The organism is Streptococcus hongkongensis, from assembly GCF_053206145.1.
This window is the reverse complement of the sequence record NZ_JBRUGD010000013.1, coordinates 59,626-75,506: the sequence shown is the minus strand read 5'-3', so window position 1 is coordinate 75,506 and position 15,881 is coordinate 59,626. Positions and strand designations below refer to the sequence as shown.

General features: G+C 34.8%; 15 protein-coding genes and 1 pseudogene. 6 read left to right on the top strand and 10 right to left on the bottom strand.

Annotated elements, in window-relative coordinates; translation table 11 throughout:
• The 5 genes and pseudogenes from ACVRZD_RS08670 to ACVRZD_RS08650 form a co-directional block, all read left to right on the top strand.
• Window positions 1-107, top strand: a pseudogene (locus tag ACVRZD_RS08670) (IS30 family transposase); the annotation flags it as partial.
• 128 nt (window positions 108-235) lie between these two features.
• Window positions 236-685 carry a MarR family winged helix-turn-helix transcriptional regulator gene (locus tag ACVRZD_RS08665; RefSeq protein ID WP_037626265.1) on the top strand — a complete coding sequence of 150 codons (450 nt, stop codon included), beginning with the start codon at window positions 236-238 and terminating at the stop codon, window positions 683-685.
• Window positions 678-2,387: an ABC transporter ATP-binding protein gene (locus ACVRZD_RS08660; protein WP_037626263.1), complete on the top strand. Its 1,710-nt coding sequence runs from the start codon at window positions 678-680 to the stop codon at window positions 2,385-2,387. Before ACVRZD_RS08665 ends, ACVRZD_RS08660 begins: the two co-directional genes overlap by 8 nt.
• Window positions 2,387-4,171, top strand: coding sequence for an ABC transporter ATP-binding protein (locus ACVRZD_RS08655; protein WP_037626261.1), 1,785 nt, complete (start codon window positions 2,387-2,389; stop codon window positions 4,169-4,171). The genes ACVRZD_RS08660 and ACVRZD_RS08655 overlap by 1 nt, the downstream gene beginning before the upstream one ends.
• 281 nt (window positions 4,172-4,452) lie before the next feature.
• Window positions 4,453-5,217, top strand: a complete 765-nt coding sequence (locus ACVRZD_RS08650) for an epoxyqueuosine reductase QueH (RefSeq protein WP_037626259.1) — start codon at window positions 4,453-4,455, stop codon at window positions 5,215-5,217.
• Between the two features lie 94 nt (window positions 5,218-5,311).
• Here the strand turns inward: ACVRZD_RS08650 and ACVRZD_RS08645 are convergent, their stop codons facing one another.
• From ACVRZD_RS08645 to ACVRZD_RS08635, 3 genes are all read right to left on the bottom strand, one after another.
• The gene (locus ACVRZD_RS08645) at window positions 5,312-6,106 is read right to left on the bottom strand and encodes a formate/nitrite transporter family protein (RefSeq protein WP_037626257.1); all 795 of its coding nucleotides are present in this window, start codon (window positions 6,104-6,106) and stop codon (window positions 5,312-5,314) included.
• Between the two features lie 93 nt (window positions 6,107-6,199).
• Window positions 6,200-7,471, bottom strand: a complete 1,272-nt coding sequence (locus ACVRZD_RS08640; protein ID WP_447450435.1) for an NAD(P)H-dependent oxidoreductase — start codon at window positions 7,469-7,471, stop codon at window positions 6,200-6,202.
• An 18-nt stretch (window positions 7,472-7,489) separates the two neighbouring features.
• Window positions 7,490-8,092 carry an NADPH-dependent FMN reductase gene (locus tag ACVRZD_RS08635; protein ID WP_447450434.1) on the bottom strand — a complete coding sequence of 201 codons (603 nt, stop codon included), beginning with the start codon at window positions 8,090-8,092 and terminating at the stop codon, window positions 7,490-7,492.
• Between the two features lie 161 nt (window positions 8,093-8,253).
• Between ACVRZD_RS08635 and ACVRZD_RS08630 the strand changes: the two genes are divergently transcribed.
• Window positions 8,254-8,613, top strand: coding sequence for a YbaN family protein (locus ACVRZD_RS08630; protein ID WP_037626255.1), 360 nt, complete (start codon window positions 8,254-8,256; stop codon window positions 8,611-8,613).
• A gap of 711 nt (window positions 8,614-9,324) precedes the next feature.
• Here the strand turns inward: ACVRZD_RS08630 and ACVRZD_RS08625 are convergent.
• The 7 genes from ACVRZD_RS08625 to ACVRZD_RS08595 all read right to left on the bottom strand — a co-directional run bounded on the left by ACVRZD_RS08625 (window position 9,325) and on the right by ACVRZD_RS08595 (window position 15,881).
• Window positions 9,325-9,954, bottom strand: coding sequence for an Abi family protein (locus ACVRZD_RS08625; RefSeq protein WP_230588954.1), 630 nt, complete (start codon window positions 9,952-9,954; stop codon window positions 9,325-9,327).
• 112 nt (window positions 9,955-10,066) lie between these two features.
• On the bottom strand, window positions 10,067-10,348 hold the full coding sequence (locus ACVRZD_RS08620; RefSeq protein ID WP_037626254.1) for a bacteriocin immunity family protein: 282 nt from the start codon (window positions 10,346-10,348) through the stop codon (window positions 10,067-10,069).
• Between the two features lie 696 nt (window positions 10,349-11,044).
• Window positions 11,045-11,431 (bottom strand): ArpU family phage packaging/lysis transcriptional regulator, encoded by a 387-nt coding sequence (locus tag ACVRZD_RS08615; protein WP_037626252.1) that lies wholly within the window; start codon window positions 11,429-11,431, stop codon window positions 11,045-11,047.
• Window positions 11,432-12,260: 829 nt separating this feature from the next.
• Complete coding sequence (locus ACVRZD_RS08610) at window positions 12,261-12,845, bottom strand: hypothetical protein (protein ID WP_447450433.1); 585 nt, start codon at window positions 12,843-12,845, stop codon at window positions 12,261-12,263.
• A gap of 94 nt (window positions 12,846-12,939) precedes the next feature.
• Window positions 12,940-13,098 carry a DUF2758 domain-containing protein gene (locus tag ACVRZD_RS08605; RefSeq protein ID WP_155274950.1) on the bottom strand — a complete coding sequence of 53 codons (159 nt, stop codon included), beginning with the start codon at window positions 13,096-13,098 and terminating at the stop codon, window positions 12,940-12,942.
• 306 nt (window positions 13,099-13,404) lie between these two features.
• Window positions 13,405-15,021: a phage/plasmid primase, P4 family gene (locus ACVRZD_RS08600; protein WP_052128133.1), complete on the bottom strand. Its 1,617-nt coding sequence runs from the start codon at window positions 15,019-15,021 to the stop codon at window positions 13,405-13,407.
• Window positions 15,015-15,881, bottom strand: a complete 867-nt coding sequence (locus ACVRZD_RS08595; RefSeq protein ID WP_037626248.1) for a primase alpha helix C-terminal domain-containing protein — start codon at window positions 15,879-15,881, stop codon at window positions 15,015-15,017. The genes ACVRZD_RS08600 and ACVRZD_RS08595 overlap by 7 nt, the downstream gene beginning before the upstream one ends.

Genomic DNA, 15,881 nt, shown 5'->3' with positions numbered 1-15,881 from the left:
AGAATGCGACCCTAAAACAGGTCGCATTCATTGAAAATTGGATAAATAACTATCCTAAAAAAATACTAGATTATAAATCTCCTAAAGAGTTTTTACTAAATGGCTAACTTGAACTTGTAATTTGCCATCATTTCAATGAATTAAATTAAAATTTTTGGAAATTGTAAGTGTTTTTTGTTGACATTAGTTTCCAAGAGAACTAAAATAGTCAGCATGAGAACTAAGGAGGGAAAACATGTCACGAATTATTGCTGACCTTCGCGTCTTAACCCACCAAATCGAACAGATGACTGAAGAAGTCGCTAAATTGTATCATATCGACCACTTAGCTGGCCCTCAAGGCCATGTTCTTATCTTTCTGGAAAAAAATAAAGATCGCGAAATTTTTGTTAAAGATATTGAAAAAGCCTTGCATATTTCAAAATCAGTTTCAAGTAATCTAGTAAAACGGATGGAAAAAAATGGGTTTATTCAAGTTGTTCCTTCTAAGGAAGATAAACGCTACAAGCAAGTAATCTTAACCGAGGCAGGAAAAGAAAAGATACCTTTATTACAAGAGTGCCGAAAAGCTATCGAGAATCATTTTTTTAAGGAAATATCAAAAGAGGATATTATGACTGTTAAGCATGTCGTAAACCAGTTAAAGCAAAACATTGCGGAATATAAAGGAGAGAAAAATGTTTAAAGATGCCATCGTGCGTTATAAATGGTATGCTCTAGGTTCTATTTTAATGATAATAGTTGTGGTAGCCAGTGCTTTATTGCAACCACATTATCTAAAAGATGTTCTTAGTGCTGTCATGAAAAACGATACTCATAAAATTACGGAAGTCGGACAGTTACTTTTACTTATTGCAGGAATTGGTTTAATTGCAGGTGCTGTTAATACAATCTTGGCGGCCAAGATTGCTCAAGGGGTATCAGCTGATATTCGTGAGCAAACATTTAGAAAAATTCAAGATTTTTCTTATGCCAATGTTGAGGAATTTAATGCTGGTAACTTAGTTGTTCGTATGACCAACGATGTTAACCAAATTCAAAACTTAGTGATGATGATTTTCCAAGTCCTCTTACGGTTACCAATCTTATTTGTAGGGGCCTTTATCATGGCAGTTTATACGTTACCAAAACTTTGGTGGATTATTATCCTTATGGTTGTACTGATAGCAATTATTATGGCCTTGGTAATGAGTCAAATGGGACCACGTTTTGGTAAATTCCAAAGTATGATGGATAAAATTAACCGAATTGCTAAGGAGAATTTGCGTGGGGTTCGTGTTGTAAAATCATTTGTTCAAGAAAGAGAACAGTACGCTAAATTTAAAGAAACATCAAATGAGCTCTTAGATCTTAATATGTTTATTGGTTATGGTTTTTCAATGATGCAGCCTGCCTTGATGCTGGTTTCTTACCTAGCAATCTTTGTTTCTATTTTACTTGTTTCAAAAATGGTTAAAACTGATCCTACAGTTATTGGAAGTATTGCATCCTTTATGACTTATATGATGCAAATTATGTTCTCAATTATCATGGTTGGCTTCATGGGGATGCAGGCTAGTCGTGCTTTTGTTTCAATTGGTCGTTTGAAGGAAGTTTTAGAGACTGAACCAGCTATGACATTTGATTCAGAAGAAAAAGAAGATTTGACAGGAGATATTGTCTTCGACCATGTGTCTTTCTCATATCCAAATGATGATGAACCTATTTTGAAAGATATCTCGTTTTCTATTGCATCCGGACAAATGGTTGGTGTGGTTGGGGCAACTGGTGCCGGAAAATCAACTTTGGCACAACTTATTCCACGTTTGTTTGATCCTCAAGAAGGTCGCATTACAATTGGTGGTAAAGATTTAAAAACACTTAGCCAACAAACACTACGTGAAACAGTTTCAATTGTTTTGCAAAAAGCCATTCTTTTTTCAGGGACGATTGCCGATAATCTCCGACAAGGAAACCTTTCTGCAGATTTAGCAACTATGGAATCGGCAGCTCGAATTGCGCAAGCTCAAGAGTTTATTGACCGAATGGATTTAGGCTATGAAAGTCAAGTTGAAGAACGTGGCAATAATTTCTCTGGTGGGCAGAAACAGCGGATGTCCATTGCTCGTGGGGTTATCAGTAATCCCAAGGTCTTAGTCTTGGACGATTCGACATCAGCCTTAGATGCTAAGTCAGAAAAACTAGTTCAAGAAGCTTTAAATAGAGACTTGAAAGAGACGACTACAATTATTATTGCTCAAAAGATTTCATCAGTGGTTAAAGCAGATACCATCCTCGTTTTAGATGACGGTAAGCTTATTGGTCAAGGAACCCATGCTGAATTGGTTGCTAACAACGCAGTCTACCGTGAAATTTACGAAACTCAGAAAGGTAAGGAGGAAGACTAATGAAAACAGCACGATTTTTCTGGTTTTATTTTAAACGTTATAAATTATCATTTTTCTTTATCTTTATAGCTATCGTTTTAGCTACTTATTTACAAGTTAAAGCACCAGTTTTCTTAGGGGAATCCTTGACAGAATTGGGAAAAATTGGTCAAAAATATTACATGGCAAAAATGGCTGGACAAACAGGATTTAAACCTGATATGTCAGACTTTATGGCAATAATGTGGAAATTGTTACTGGCATATATCTTTACAGCTTTAGCTAACCTCGTCTATAGCCTTTTATTTACGAGAATCGTTGCTCATTCAACAAACCGCATGAGAAAAGGTTTGTTTGGGAAATTGGAACGTTTGACGGTTGCCTTTTTTGATCAACATAAAGATGGTGATATCCTATCTCGTTTTACTAGTGACCTTGATAATATTCAAAACTCTCTCAATCAATCGTTAGTACAGGTGGTTACAAATGCTGCCTTGTACATTGGTTTAGTGTGGATGATGTTTAGACAAGATGTTCGACTAGCTTGGCTAACGGTTGCTACAACGCCACTTGCTTTGATTTTCTTGATTATTATTATCCGTTTGGCACGTAAATACACGAACATCCAACAAAAAGAAGTGTCAGCTCTTAATGCTTATATGGATGAAAAGATTTCAGGGCAAAAAGCAATCATTGTTCAGGGTGTTCAAAAAGAAACCATTGATGGTTTCCTTATTCATAATGAAAAAGTTCGTCAAGCAACCTTCAAAGGGCGACTCTTCTCAGGCTTGCTTTTCCCTGTCATGAACGGGATGAGTCTCTTAAATACAGCCATTGTAATCTTCTTTGGGTCTAAAATTGTCTTAGACGATAAGTCCATTTCAGCGGCAGTAGGTTTGGGATTAGTTGTTATGTTTGTCCAGTATTCACAACAGTACTACCAACCAATCATGCAAATTGCAGCCTCATGGGGTGAATTACAGTTAGCTTTCACTGGTGCTGGACGCATACAGGAAATGTTCGATGAAAAAGAAGAAGTTCGCCCAGAGAATGCACCAGTCTTCACTGAATTAAAAGACAGTGTCGAAATTAAAAATGTTGATTTTGCTTATTTACCAAATAAAAAAGTCTTATCCAATGTTTCTATTTCAGCCCCAAAAGGTAAGATGGTTGCCGTTGTAGGGCCAACAGGTTCTGGTAAAACAACCATTATGAACTTGATTAATCGTTTCTACGATGTTGATTCTGGTTCAATCACTTTTGATGGTATTGATATTCGTGACTATGACTTAGATAGTCTACGTAAAAATGTCGGTATTGTATTGCAAGAATCTGTTCTTTTCTCAGGTACCATTACTGATAATATTCGTTTTGGTGATGCCTTAATCAGCCAAGAAATGGTTGAGACAGCTGCACGTGCTACCCATATCCATGAATTTATCATGTCCCTACCAGATGGCTATAATACTCAAGTATCTGACGATGATAATATCTTTTCAACGGGGCAAAAACAGTTGATTTCAATTGCACGTACCTTATTAACAGATCCACAAGTGCTTATTCTAGATGAAGCGACGTCGAATGTTGATACGGTTACAGAAAGTAAAATTCAAAAAGCAATGGAAGCAATTGTGGCAGGGCGCACAAGTTTTGTCATTGCCCATCGATTGAAAACGATCTTAAATGCAGATGAAATCATTGTCTTAAAAGACGGAGAAGTCATTGAACAAGGAAATCACCACGAACTGCTTAAACAAAAAGGCTTCTACTCAGAACTCTACCACAACCAGTTTGTATTTGAATAACTAAAAAAGCCCAGTGGGCTTTTTTAGGTCTGAGCCTAGAAACAAGAAAGCGAGGAAAAGCCCAGTGGGCTTTTTTAGGTCTGAGCCTTGAAACCGGAAAGCGATGATAATGCCTAGAAAAAAGATAGTCCCTCGGGCCTTCTTTTTTTACTATTTAAATTGCTATATGTAGGAGCAAATGGTTTTAACAGATACTTTACACCGCAATCTTTTGTTGTTAAAATGATAACTAGATAATAAGATGACAAAAAATGATAGAAAGTGTGTACTGACAGCAACTAATGATTGAAATAGATGAATTACTGGATCAGATGAAGCCCAATCAAAAAGTAAACTATGACCGCTTACTTCAAAAAATGATTGAGAAATGGTCAGAAAATGAGGAACGTCCGAGTATTCTATTGCATGTTTGTTGTGCACCGTGTTCGACTTACTCTCTTGAATATTTAACGGAGTATGCCGACGTGACAGTTTACTTTGCTAATTCCAACATTCATCCTAAAGAAGAATACATGAGGCGTGCATTAGTGACTCAGCAATTTATAGCTGATTTCAACCAAGATACTGGTCAGCAGGTGTCCTATATTGAAGAAGACTACCAACCAAGCGAGTATGTTCGTCTTGTCCGAGGGTTAGAACAAGAACCAGAAGGAGGTAGCCGTTGTCATGTCTGCTTTGATTACCGTCTTGATAAAACGGCTAAGAAAGCTCTTGACCTTGGTTTTGATTATTTTGCGAGTGCATTGACAATTAGTCCCCATAAAAATGCCCAGCTGATTAATAGTATTGGAATTGATATCCAAAAAATTTACAATACCAAGTATTTACCGAGTGATTTCAAGAAAAATAATGGCTATCGTCGTTCGGTTGAACTATGTGAGACTTATGACATTTATCGTCAGTGCTATTGTGGCTGTGTTTATGCAGCAAGTGCACAAGGTGTTCCCCTAAAATCAATTCGCCAAGAAGCTAAAGACTATTTGCAAAATAAGGACCCAGAAGTCTTATCTAGAATTGCATTTAATTATAAAGGCAAAAGGATCTAAAGCTCTGCCATTATTCAAAAAAAGACCAGCTTAATCTTGCTCAAAAGCAATGAAGACAGCTAGTCTTTTTCTTTTTATCCAGTTTAGGCTAGGCTTATAAGCCATCAAGATGTTTTGTTTTTGTTTTGTTAAGCCAAGCGTAGGCAATCCCAATAAAGAGACCTCCTCCGACCCAGTTACCAAAGTAAACACTAATCCACTGACGAAGAACGTTGACTAAAGTGAACCCTTTAATATGGTCAACAGGACTAAAGGCTGCTAACATGAAGGAAGCGAAGTTGGCAATTAAATGTTCATTAACAAGGAAAACAAACATGAAAACGGCACTGATAACGATGAAGAATTTAGAACTTTCTTCTTTCAGTAACATGTAACCCATGATAGCAATGTTAACAAACATATTGGCAGTAATCCCTTCGACAAAATTCATCCAATCTGTTTTAGATAGTTTAGTTTGAACGGCAGTGATGACAAAACTCTTATCTGTTAACTGATGGAACATGAAGCCTTGATTGAATAGCCAAGCTAGTATAATAGCTCCGACCAAATTAAAGATAGTACAGTAGAAAATAATTAAGCTCGCTTTTGCCCAGCTGAGTTTCTTATAATAAGCACCCGTTGTTAAGTACATCATATTTGAAGTTGCCAGTTCACCATTAAAAATGAGAACATAGACAAGACCAATGGCGAAGATGATTGTAAAAGTGAAGCGTGCTAAAGATGGAAATTGAGTGGCAATCATATCTGCTCCTAAAATTCCAACAGCAGTAGTCATTGTTAAATAAGCCCCTGCAAACATTGAACGGAGGGCATAGCGCGCAAAACTTTCGTCGAATAGGGCAACTTTTTTGCTACAGGCAGCTTCAATTTTTTCTTGAAATGGTGACATAGGAAACCTCTATTTAATAAATTTTATAAAAAAACGAGAGAAGCTAATCTCTCGTTAAACTAACTGTTTGATTTTTTTATAAGGAGTTTGAAATTAGCTTTCAGAAGCACCTGAGTTGGCATCTGCCTCAGCAACAATTGCAGGAGAAGCTTCAGCGGCAGCCGCCGCTTCACCAGCATCTGATGCACCAGAACTTGCATCAGCATGGCCATGAGCTGTAGCAGCAGGCATTGCGCTTGCTTTACCACCAGCTAAGTGTTGACCAGTTTCTTTTAAGTACCAGTCTAACCATGGTTTAAAGTTGAAGACAATCTCATTGATACCAGCATATGAACCATCTGGATAGTACATTGCTTGGTAGTTATGGGTATTGATGATTTCAGCAGGGGAGCCAGGAACGATTGTACGTACATATTCTTGATTACCATTACGAAGTGTTCCAATTACCCATTCAACGTTTTTCATACGTTTTGGAGGAAGGCTTCCGTGAACAGTTGACATGCGGTTACCAACTTGTGCAGGAACGCGTTTTGCGTACATTGTTTCAGGATCTTGATGGGCATTGTTGTAATATAGGAACTGGTTGTTATCGTCGGCATATGTCAATTCAAATGGCATAGCTTTCAAGAACATATTGATTTGATCAACAGTCAAAAGACCATTATCAAGTTTGACATAAGTGTCCCCTTCAACAGCATTGACCTGTTTTGAAGCTTTTTCCAACCAATCAGGATCATCAGGGTCAATTCCTTGGATAGTTGTTGCAATTGGCTTACCAGCATCTAAGTCTTCAGGTTGGATTGCTTTTGGTTTTCTTAAAGCCGAAACCACACCAACATATTTGATAAAGTTATCTAAACATGATTCTAAGAATTTCACAGTACCCTCGTTAATGATATTGCCTTTGTCGTCAAAAGCTTCTTTAGCTTTACCAAGTAAGAATTCATTTCCTGGAAGTGTATAGGCATTCACACCTGGTGCATCAAGAATCTTACGTAAGTGAACTTGCGCACGTGATGTACCTTGGTCATAGTATGATGCACCAACAATCATAACTGGTTTATTTTCAAGTGGATGCAAATTGAAGGACATCAATTCTAAAGCACTTTTCAATGCAGGTGTAATAGTATGGTTATGTTCAGGAGTAGCAATGATAACACCATCAGCACGTGTGATTTTATTGTACATGTATTGTACTGCAAATTCATTTGACTGATCAGTGTCATCTTGGTTGAACATCGGAATATCTTTGATTTCTAATAGTTCAAGCTCAAATTTTGTTTTAAACTGACGTCTAATAAATTCAAGTAAGGTACGGTTATATGATTGTTCAGCATTTGAGCCGACGATACCTACAAATTTCATATCTGTCTTCCTCTCTTATTATAAGCTTTCCCAGTCAAAGTTCTCAGCATCTTTTTTCAAAAGTTCTTGAGCGTTTGACAGTTTGCTAGTAATTTTTACAAAAATACGGAAGTCATCAAAGATAGCATCTAATTTTTGAATCGTTTCTAGGTCAAATAAGTTACCTTCGTTATCAAAGGCTTGAAGTGAATGGGATAATAAAAATTCATCTGGAAAAACAGTTGATTTCAATTCTGGTGCATTTAAGATTTGACGTAATTGCAATTGAGCACGTGATGACCCAAGAGTGCCATAAGATGCACCGGTAATCATAACAGGTTTCTTCAATAGTGGAAAGATACCATAAGATAACCAAGCTAGTGCATTCATTAAGATGGCAGGGATCGAGTGGTCATACTCAGGTGTACCAATAATAACACCATCAGCAGCATCAATTTTTGCAGCGATTTCTTTAACAATCTCTGGGATAACTTTATTCGCAGGTTTGTTAAAAGTTGGGATATCCTTGATTTCGATCAATTCAATATCAACTTTGTCTGCAAAGTGTTTTTCCATGTATTGAAGAAGCTTACGATTAGTGGAACGACTTGAATTAGTTCCGATGAGACCAATAAGTTTCATAGTATTTCCTCATTTCTTATTTGCAAGAGATTTTCTCTCATTTTAATGATAACGTTTTCTAAAGTAATTATCAATCCTTTTTCCATCATTTTAATGCATTCTGAGAGAAAAAAGGTGAAAAATTTGATATGATAATAGTTAGATTTTAAAAAAGGAAACTCATGAAAAAAACAATCTATATCATCATTGGCTACGTCAGCTTTGTTTTAGGAATTATTGGCATACCATTACCAATCTTACCCACAACCCCTCTGCTTCTTTTAGCAGGCTTTTGCTTTTCAAGAAGTTCAGAGCGTTTCAATGATTGGCTAATTGAAACAAAAGTTTATCGATTCTATGTTGGAGACTACTTAGAATCGCGTACGATTTCAAGAAGTCGTAAGAAAAAAATTCTCCTTCAAGTTTGGCTTTTAATGGGAATCTCCATTATTTTTGTACCAATCGTTTGGATGAAAATCTTCTTCTTTTGCATGACCACGATTATGTCGTTTGTCTTATTTAAGTTTGTACCTGAGAGCTAGTCACATCTTTGTCCCAACTTCCATAGGGGCTTTTTCTTTTGGAATAGCAGAGCTGTTTAGTTTTTTGCTATTCTTTTACGAATAAATTATAATAGAGACATTGTTAATATAGAGTAAAGGAAAAGAATCAAGTCTTGAGGCTTGGTTTCGTTAGTAAGAATGAAAAATCGTGGTTTATTCAGTGCTATTAGCATATAATTTGATATAGTTGAATAACCTTAATTTATAAAGATTTAGACAATATTGTCATCTTATTGATTTACATATTAGTTCACAAAAAGTACGAAAAAAGGTACACAAAAAAATGAGTCCCACAAGCAAGAAAAAGGCACCTACGTCTAGGTGCTTTTTTATAATTTGTAACCCTTACCTACATAGAGATGCAAGCCTAGAGCAGTGTAACCGAATTGGTTTCTTTTTCAATTAGGATTATTTTATCATTTCTTTTTTAGTAAGGCAAGCATTTTCTTTATAGTATTAAATGATTTTTGCAAGCTCACGTTAGTGCTGTAAGCATCTTTGTTTCTAGTGGCTCTTTTTAAAAGCTGAATTGCTTCTTTCCTTCGATACTTTTGAATATCATTGCTACAGTACTCGCTATGTAGTATCATTAGACAAAATAAATCATGAAGTTTAGGATATTGAATGTCCTCTCTTTTTAAATGTACTTGCTCAGCAACAGATACGACACGAGTTGAAATTTTAGTTTTTTTATTTGTTAAATTCAATAAAAAAAACGTTACTATGAGCACAGGTATTTCTTATGTTTCGAACAAATTTTCCTAATTCATAGGCTTTTTGCAACTTGTTTTTTTTAGGAAAATCAATAAAGTATAATTCCACAAGATTTAGTAATTCACCGAAACTCATTATCTCAACAAGTACCCAAATAGGAATTTTGCTTTTTCGTTTTTCATACATTTCGGATAGATATGGGCTATATTTAAGATTGTTAATACAGGCCTCATATCCAGTAGGATAACACCTTTTATACTTTTCAACATAATTATATGCATCTATTCGAGAATTCCTAACAAATGCATCCATTAGTTTTGTTTTTATTCCGTGTTCAATATCAAGACACATTTTTAAAAGCTGATATCTTACTTGCATATCGATACTTGCAATATCTGATAGGATTTGAAACTCAATATCATATTTATTTCTATTTTTTGGGAAAAGCTTTCGATAGCTAGAAATTTTATAATAATAGCTTTTTTCTGAAATAATCTTTAAAGCAAGTTCTTCATCGATATTATTAAAAAGAATTCCAATATTATTCATTTTTTCGATTAACTTTGGATAATTTAATAATTGTTTTTCATTCTTATTGTTTGGCATAATTTTTCCTTTAACTATATTAAATATTATAACTTTAATATAGCTAAATTTACAGGGGGATTTTTACGGTTTTGCTATTTTTGAAAAGACATATTTAGAGGTGCTTTGATTATTAAAAGAATAGTATCGAATTTGGACCGATTTTATTATTCAATAATGTCCGTTTTTGTAATTCTAAACTAAAGGCAATAACTTTTTCAGAAAGTTGTTGTTGTAATGCTAGTGTTGATAGGTCACCGTTTAATATCCTTGCTACTTGAAGATCATATCTATTGTTTTCTAGTTCAATCTTAGCGTACATTAATATCTCTCGTTCCTTTTCTGATATATCTATATCAAGAATAAGATTGTAAATATTCTCAAGCAACCATTCTTTAGATAATTTATTTTTCATTTTTTACCTACTATTTCTACATGAATAAGAACTAGAAATTCCCTTTTTAAAATTTTATACATTCAATACATGAATAATATCACTTTAAATATATTAGTACAATAGAGTATTTTATTATGATAAAAGTTGTTAAATTTAAGATAAAAACAGCAATAAAAAAATGAAAAATATTATCAAAAACCTTGATATAATAGACTTTTATTAAATAGGGGGGTACCCCCCTCACGCGCGTGAGACAGATTTTTGGACAGTCGGGGATCTCCACCGGTCTTATGATTAATAATTTAGTGATTTATTTTAAGGTCGGGGGTGTTAGGATAACTTGACCAAGAATTATTTCTATAATAGCCTTAAAAGCTTGATAGATAAGCAACTAATAGCTTTCTTTTATCTTACTATTACTAACTATGGTCTAAATCCTAACGTGAATAAATTTGTACAGTACGGCGGGAAGTGCGACAAGCAAGATGACAAGGTGATTAAGCTCCGTTTTCATGTCGTCTGAAATAAATTGCCATTGTTCATTGATATACTGATATTTTCTAGTAATTAGGTTGAGATTGACATTTTAAGGCAAGGTAAAGTTTTCAAGTGAATAATTGTCCGTAAGCCTTGCTATGATTGGATTTTTGGTTATATTAATGATGTCAAAACTTGTTATTTGTTAGTGCTATACCTTATCCTAATCTTATCCTTTTAAATATCTAGAAGACACCCGCCACGATAATATTTTATAAAGCTATTCAAGGCTTCTTTTTTCTTTGGATAATACCACGATTCAGATTTACCCATTAAAGAATATATATCATAGTTGTTTAGCTTTACGCTTACCAGATAGTTCAGAATTAATATCTGCCTCTGTCTCATGTCTTTTATTGAATTAATAGCGTCCATTATAGCGTTAAGTTCTTCTAAGGCACACTCACGATTGATTGAGAGCTGTTCTCTGCGCGTGTATGGTGGTTTTGAATAGTTGTTTAAGGTTAGTATAAAGTCATCGTTATATGCTAGATTATGGCTATATGCGATGTGTTGCCAACGTCTAAACTCATTTAGCTTTCTGATTGCGTTTTTGTTATTCATAATCTCCCCTGTTATGTTATAATATTCTTAGGAAGAAATTCCAAAAAAACTAAAATAGAAAATGGTATAATATTTTTAGTTTAATTAATCAGGGTGCTTTTGTGGGACGTCTTTTATTGAAATTCGGTCACTGGAAACAGTGATTTTTTTTGATGTCTAAAACAGGTAAGGTTTTTACTAAAATTTAAAAAGAAACGTTTTTTCTAATAGGCTTTATAGTATCATGCCACCCCTTAAAAATTTGAAAAAATCGTGCGTGACGTAAGAATAGACCTCATAGTGGCTCCCCTATGGCTCATAGTAGTGGTGGGGGTATATATTCATTCCAAAGATTTAAAATCGCTTATACGAGCTCTTAGAGGCCTTGAATGAGATACTTACTTTGTGGTATGTTTTGAAGTGGAATTACTATCTAAAAAGCTATTACGTCAGCATTCTATACTTGCTATTAAAATTTCAAAAAGGGAATTTTTTGCACAGAAAAGGGCGCGTTCTTTTGTTAAGCATAAGAGTAGCCCCGTTGAAATAAAAAGGGGTATTGATCAATATTATTGTATCACTATGAGTGCATAAAGTTACAAAATAACAAGCTAAAATAATGCTTTTATACAAGTATATGTTTAGTTAGAGTTATTGCTTTTGATATGAATGTTATTGATTCTAAAAACATTATTAATATAATAGTTTAAAATCTTTTTATTGCTTCATATCGTCTATTAGAGAGACTCTGTGAAGCTTTAAATCTAAACTATTTGAGTTGTGAGATTGGTCAAGAGAGTGTATCTCAGCAGATAATAAAAGAGAATGACTTGACGTCACTCTCTAATAGTTATAAAGCATAATCATGAATACCTTTGTATTCTTTTTTTGTGTCTACTTGTTTAAGTAGATTTAAAACATTATCTCCTAATAGCTCAATGGTTCCGTATGCTGTCTCGCTATCCATTGATAAGCCATTGTCATTTAGTAATCTATCAGCATAATCTAGTAACTCTAATTCATATTGTGCTATGTCATGGATAAGAAAGTCTTTGTCAATATTTTGAAGCATTGCCACGCGATGGTTAATGTATTCATCATTGAAGTCAGATTGATTGATTTCTTTAGTTAATTCATTTTCTTGAAGTACATGATCGATATCACTTTCAGCAAAGTCTTCGGGTTGATTATAGTAGTCCTTAAAGCTGTCACAAATGCGCTTGAAGACTTTGTTTAGTTTTCTGTCCTCTACATATTCTAAGGCTAACTGATTGGCATAGCCTCCTTGCTTATCGTTGTGATAGGTTGCTTCAATTACTGGCTGTTCATGTATCCCGTGCATATAACCAAAGATGGCGTGACAAGCAACCTGTGCAGTTTCAAAGTCTTTAAAAGTATAGTTAAAAGTGTTAGGTGTATCTGATAAAGTTTTCATTGTGCAATATCTTTCTAGGTTTTCAAGCCATTGTGCGCGACCTTCTAGCATTCCTTTATATCTGCCATTGGCGCGTGTAGTGAATAAGTGAATATTAGTTTGTGCCATTGTAAAGTACCATGATAGAGAAGCCAACACTTAATGGGTGATATTTAATGTCAGTAACATTATGTGATTGGGTGAACTCATTGACACGCGCTTCAAAGTCAGGTAATTTTTCTTTGTGACCTTGATAAAATAGTTTGATTTTCATTGTTTGGTTCTCCCTTTCTAAAATTTAGTATGCTTTTAAAATATTTCACACGCTTTAAAATTAAGTGTATAACGTTTAAGCCCTTTAGTGCCAAGGGTTTTAGACAATTTATACTCTTTACACGTTTTTTTTTGAAATTCACCACAATTTTTACTTATTCTTTTTTTATTATAGTTATTAATTATTTTTAACTTAAAATAAAGTGTATAAAGTGTAATAAGTGTGCTAACTCATTGATATGACTAGGACGGATTGTTATACACTTTTTTTATAAACGTCTAAAAACTGTTAAAAGTGTGTTAAAAGCTATTTTTTATAGTTGCCATTCCAATAACCACGCTCGTTTTTAACTTTCCTTTGGTTAATAGTTTCAGCTCTACCGTTGCCATAATCTTTCATGGCATAATGTGGCAAGTCATCCTTAGGATAAAAATTGATATGGTGTTCCCTCCCTTTTGGGATTGTCCTTTGCCCTGCTGTAATATAATCAGGTAAATTGGTTTTAATCTCCCTGTGTAAGGCCATTTCAGTTTTAAAGCTTTTTAGGTTATTATATTCAAGATAGTTTTTCCAAACGTGCCAGATAAAGCTATTAGGGATAAACTCACTGTTTAGGCTATCAGTGAAAAAATCTTCAATGAATGCTAGCACGGGGTTAATCTCTAACAAGTAATCATGCACTAAGTCTTTACTGCTTTTTGGATATATCTCTTTGGTCGGTGTTTCAATAGCTAGTTTCAAGATATATTCTAAAACGTCTTTCCTGATAATGTAATATTTCTTAATGGCTTTGTTAGGCTTGTTTTTGTACTTGCTAGTAAATGGAATTATCATCAAACGTCTTGATATTGCGTCCTTATCCCCGTCCATAATAGGAAGCCCATTTGATGATTGAATAACAGTCATTTGTAATCTCAGGCTATAGGGTTTCAAGCCTTTTTCTTCAATGGTCATGATATCGCCTGTGGTCAGGCTGAAAAGCTCGGACGTGTCTTTAATAATAGCGTCTTTTTGAATATCATCACCAATGACAATAGACTTTCCTAGAAGTATAGAAGTAGTGAAACGACTCCTTGCAAGCTCTGTTATTTTAAGACTTGCTACGTTATCAAGTCCAACTAAGTTAATGATGAATTGCTGTAACGTGCCTTTACCTGTACCGCCTGCCCCATATAGCCAAAAGATACGCTCTAGCGGTTCATTAGTGATACATGCTTTAAACATTTGGATAACAAGGTCATACATTTCAGTATCATTGTCAAACAGTTCTTTAAGCCACTTAGTAGGCATCCAACCTTTAATATTAGGCTCTGTAGCTTCGGGATTGTAATTGGTTTCAATCTTGCGTGTGACTGGGATATCAGGACTAAAATCATAAAATTGATTAGACTTATAACTGTAAACACAGTTACCTAGCGCGGTATATTCTGGGTGTAGTTCTTTGAGTGGGCTTTGTCGTCCAATGATATATAAAACATTTTTAGCCACGTTCTCAACCATACCAGCTTTGATAATGTTCATAATATCCTTGATAAGCTCGTTGTCTTGCATGTAATAACCTTTATCAGGGTTATAGAAGTACAAGGGCGCTTGTTGGTTAATGTTAGCGGGTTTAATTCTGATAAAGCGGATATATTTCTTAATCAAGATTGCCACGCCTAAGGCTTCCTTAGGTAAAGCATTAGCCTTTTTACTTTCAGCATAATCTTCTATATCTTTAGATGTTAGCTTGCCCTCTGCTAAGGCTTTAGTATTTTCAGTTTTAAATTCTTGATAGGCTTCTTCATAAGCTTTTTCCTTGATGTCGTTACAGATATCAAAGAATTGACCTCTGATATTTTTAAATGTGGTTAAATATAGCTCGGTGGTTTTCGCCTCCTCAAATTTTTCAGCATATAGCTGTAATGTCTCTTTGTCTATAATTGTTTCCCTCTCTTTCTCATTTCTGCTTCTAGGACACTTCTAAAGGTACGATCAAGTTCATCAAGTGGTAGCGGTGGTTCTGTTTGGTCGTTTGCAATTGTTGCTAACTGATAAGCTGTTTCAATATCGCAATTAACATATTTGTTTAATAATAAGCCTACAAAACGCGTAACCCCAATATTACGCCCGCCCTCGTCTCCATATCCATTTAATAGTGTATTAATGACTTTCATTGTTATTGATAGTTTCCCACTTTGCGGAGTGAAACGCTCTTTAGGTGCGCATGTCGTCATTGTTTGACCTCTGATAGTTGGGAAATCTGTTCCTTTATTAATAATCTTGTCATAAGTTTCTGGGTCATCTCTTGTTACTGGTAACCCCATAAGTTGTGACCATGTAAGACTAGCACAATCAAAAGGTAAGCCAATTAAATCAGCTATCTTTTTAACGGTTGCTTTATAGTCAGGTTCTGTCAGGTTGTTATCTGGTTGCACCACAAGCCTATAACGAGGTTTTTCAGTGCTGTGTTTAATAGTCGGGTATAATATATAAGAATAGTCACTTAAAGCGCTGTGAATGGTGTTCTTGAACGTTTCAGGGGTACAATGGATGTCATCATAATCAAGAAAAATCAAGTCACGATATAAAAGACTCTGATTATTGCGCTTATATGATCCATTCTTTTCTTGTTTCACTTTACCAGATAAGCAGTAAGGTGCTTGATATTTCTTAAAGTCTTCAATGCTCATATTCTCGGGTGGCTTCATTGGTTTAATCTGTGAGATATAGTCAAACGGTGATAAGTCTTTTTTACTTAGATAAATTAAGGACGAAAAGCCACGCGTTTCATAGATTGCCAT

Coding starts and splice junctions, on each gene's coding strand:
- ACVRZD_RS08630 (WP_037626255.1), top strand. CDS start 8,254: ATGAAAAAAACAATCTATATCATCATTGGCTACGTCAGCTTTGTTTTA.
- ACVRZD_RS08640 (WP_447450435.1), bottom strand. CDS start 7,471: ATGAAATTTGTAGGTATCGTCGGCTCAAATGCTGAACAATCATATAAC.
- ACVRZD_RS08605 (WP_155274950.1), bottom strand. CDS start 13,098: ATGAAAATCAAACTATTTTATCAAGGTCACAAAGAAAAATTACCTGAC.
- ACVRZD_RS08615 (WP_037626252.1), bottom strand. CDS start 11,431: ATGAATAACAAAAACGCAATCAGAAAGCTAAATGAGTTTAGACGTTGG.
- ACVRZD_RS08620 (WP_037626254.1), bottom strand. CDS start 10,348: ATGAAAAATAAATTATCTAAAGAATGGTTGCTTGAGAATATTTACAAT.
- ACVRZD_RS08625 (WP_230588954.1), bottom strand. CDS start 9,954: ATGCCAAACAATAAGAATGAAAAACAATTATTAAATTATCCAAAGTTA.
- ACVRZD_RS08660 (WP_037626263.1), top strand. CDS start 678: ATGTTTAAAGATGCCATCGTGCGTTATAAATGGTATGCTCTAGGTTCT.
- ACVRZD_RS08665 (WP_037626265.1), top strand. CDS start 236: ATGTCACGAATTATTGCTGACCTTCGCGTCTTAACCCACCAAATCGAA.
- ACVRZD_RS08645 (WP_037626257.1), bottom strand. CDS start 6,106: ATGTCACCATTTCAAGAAAAAATTGAAGCTGCCTGTAGCAAAAAAGTT.
- ACVRZD_RS08595 (WP_037626248.1), bottom strand. CDS start 15,881: ATGGCAATCTATGAAACGCGTGGCTTTTCGTCCTTAATTTATCTAAGT.
- ACVRZD_RS08635 (WP_447450434.1), bottom strand. CDS start 8,092: ATGAAACTTATTGGTCTCATCGGAACTAATTCAAGTCGTTCCACTAAT.
- ACVRZD_RS08655 (WP_037626261.1), top strand. CDS start 2,387: ATGAAAACAGCACGATTTTTCTGGTTTTATTTTAAACGTTATAAATTA.
- ACVRZD_RS08650 (WP_037626259.1), top strand. CDS start 4,453: ATGATTGAAATAGATGAATTACTGGATCAGATGAAGCCCAATCAAAAA.
- ACVRZD_RS08610 (WP_447450433.1), bottom strand. CDS start 12,845: ATGAAAACTTTATCAGATACACCTAACACTTTTAACTATACTTTTAAA.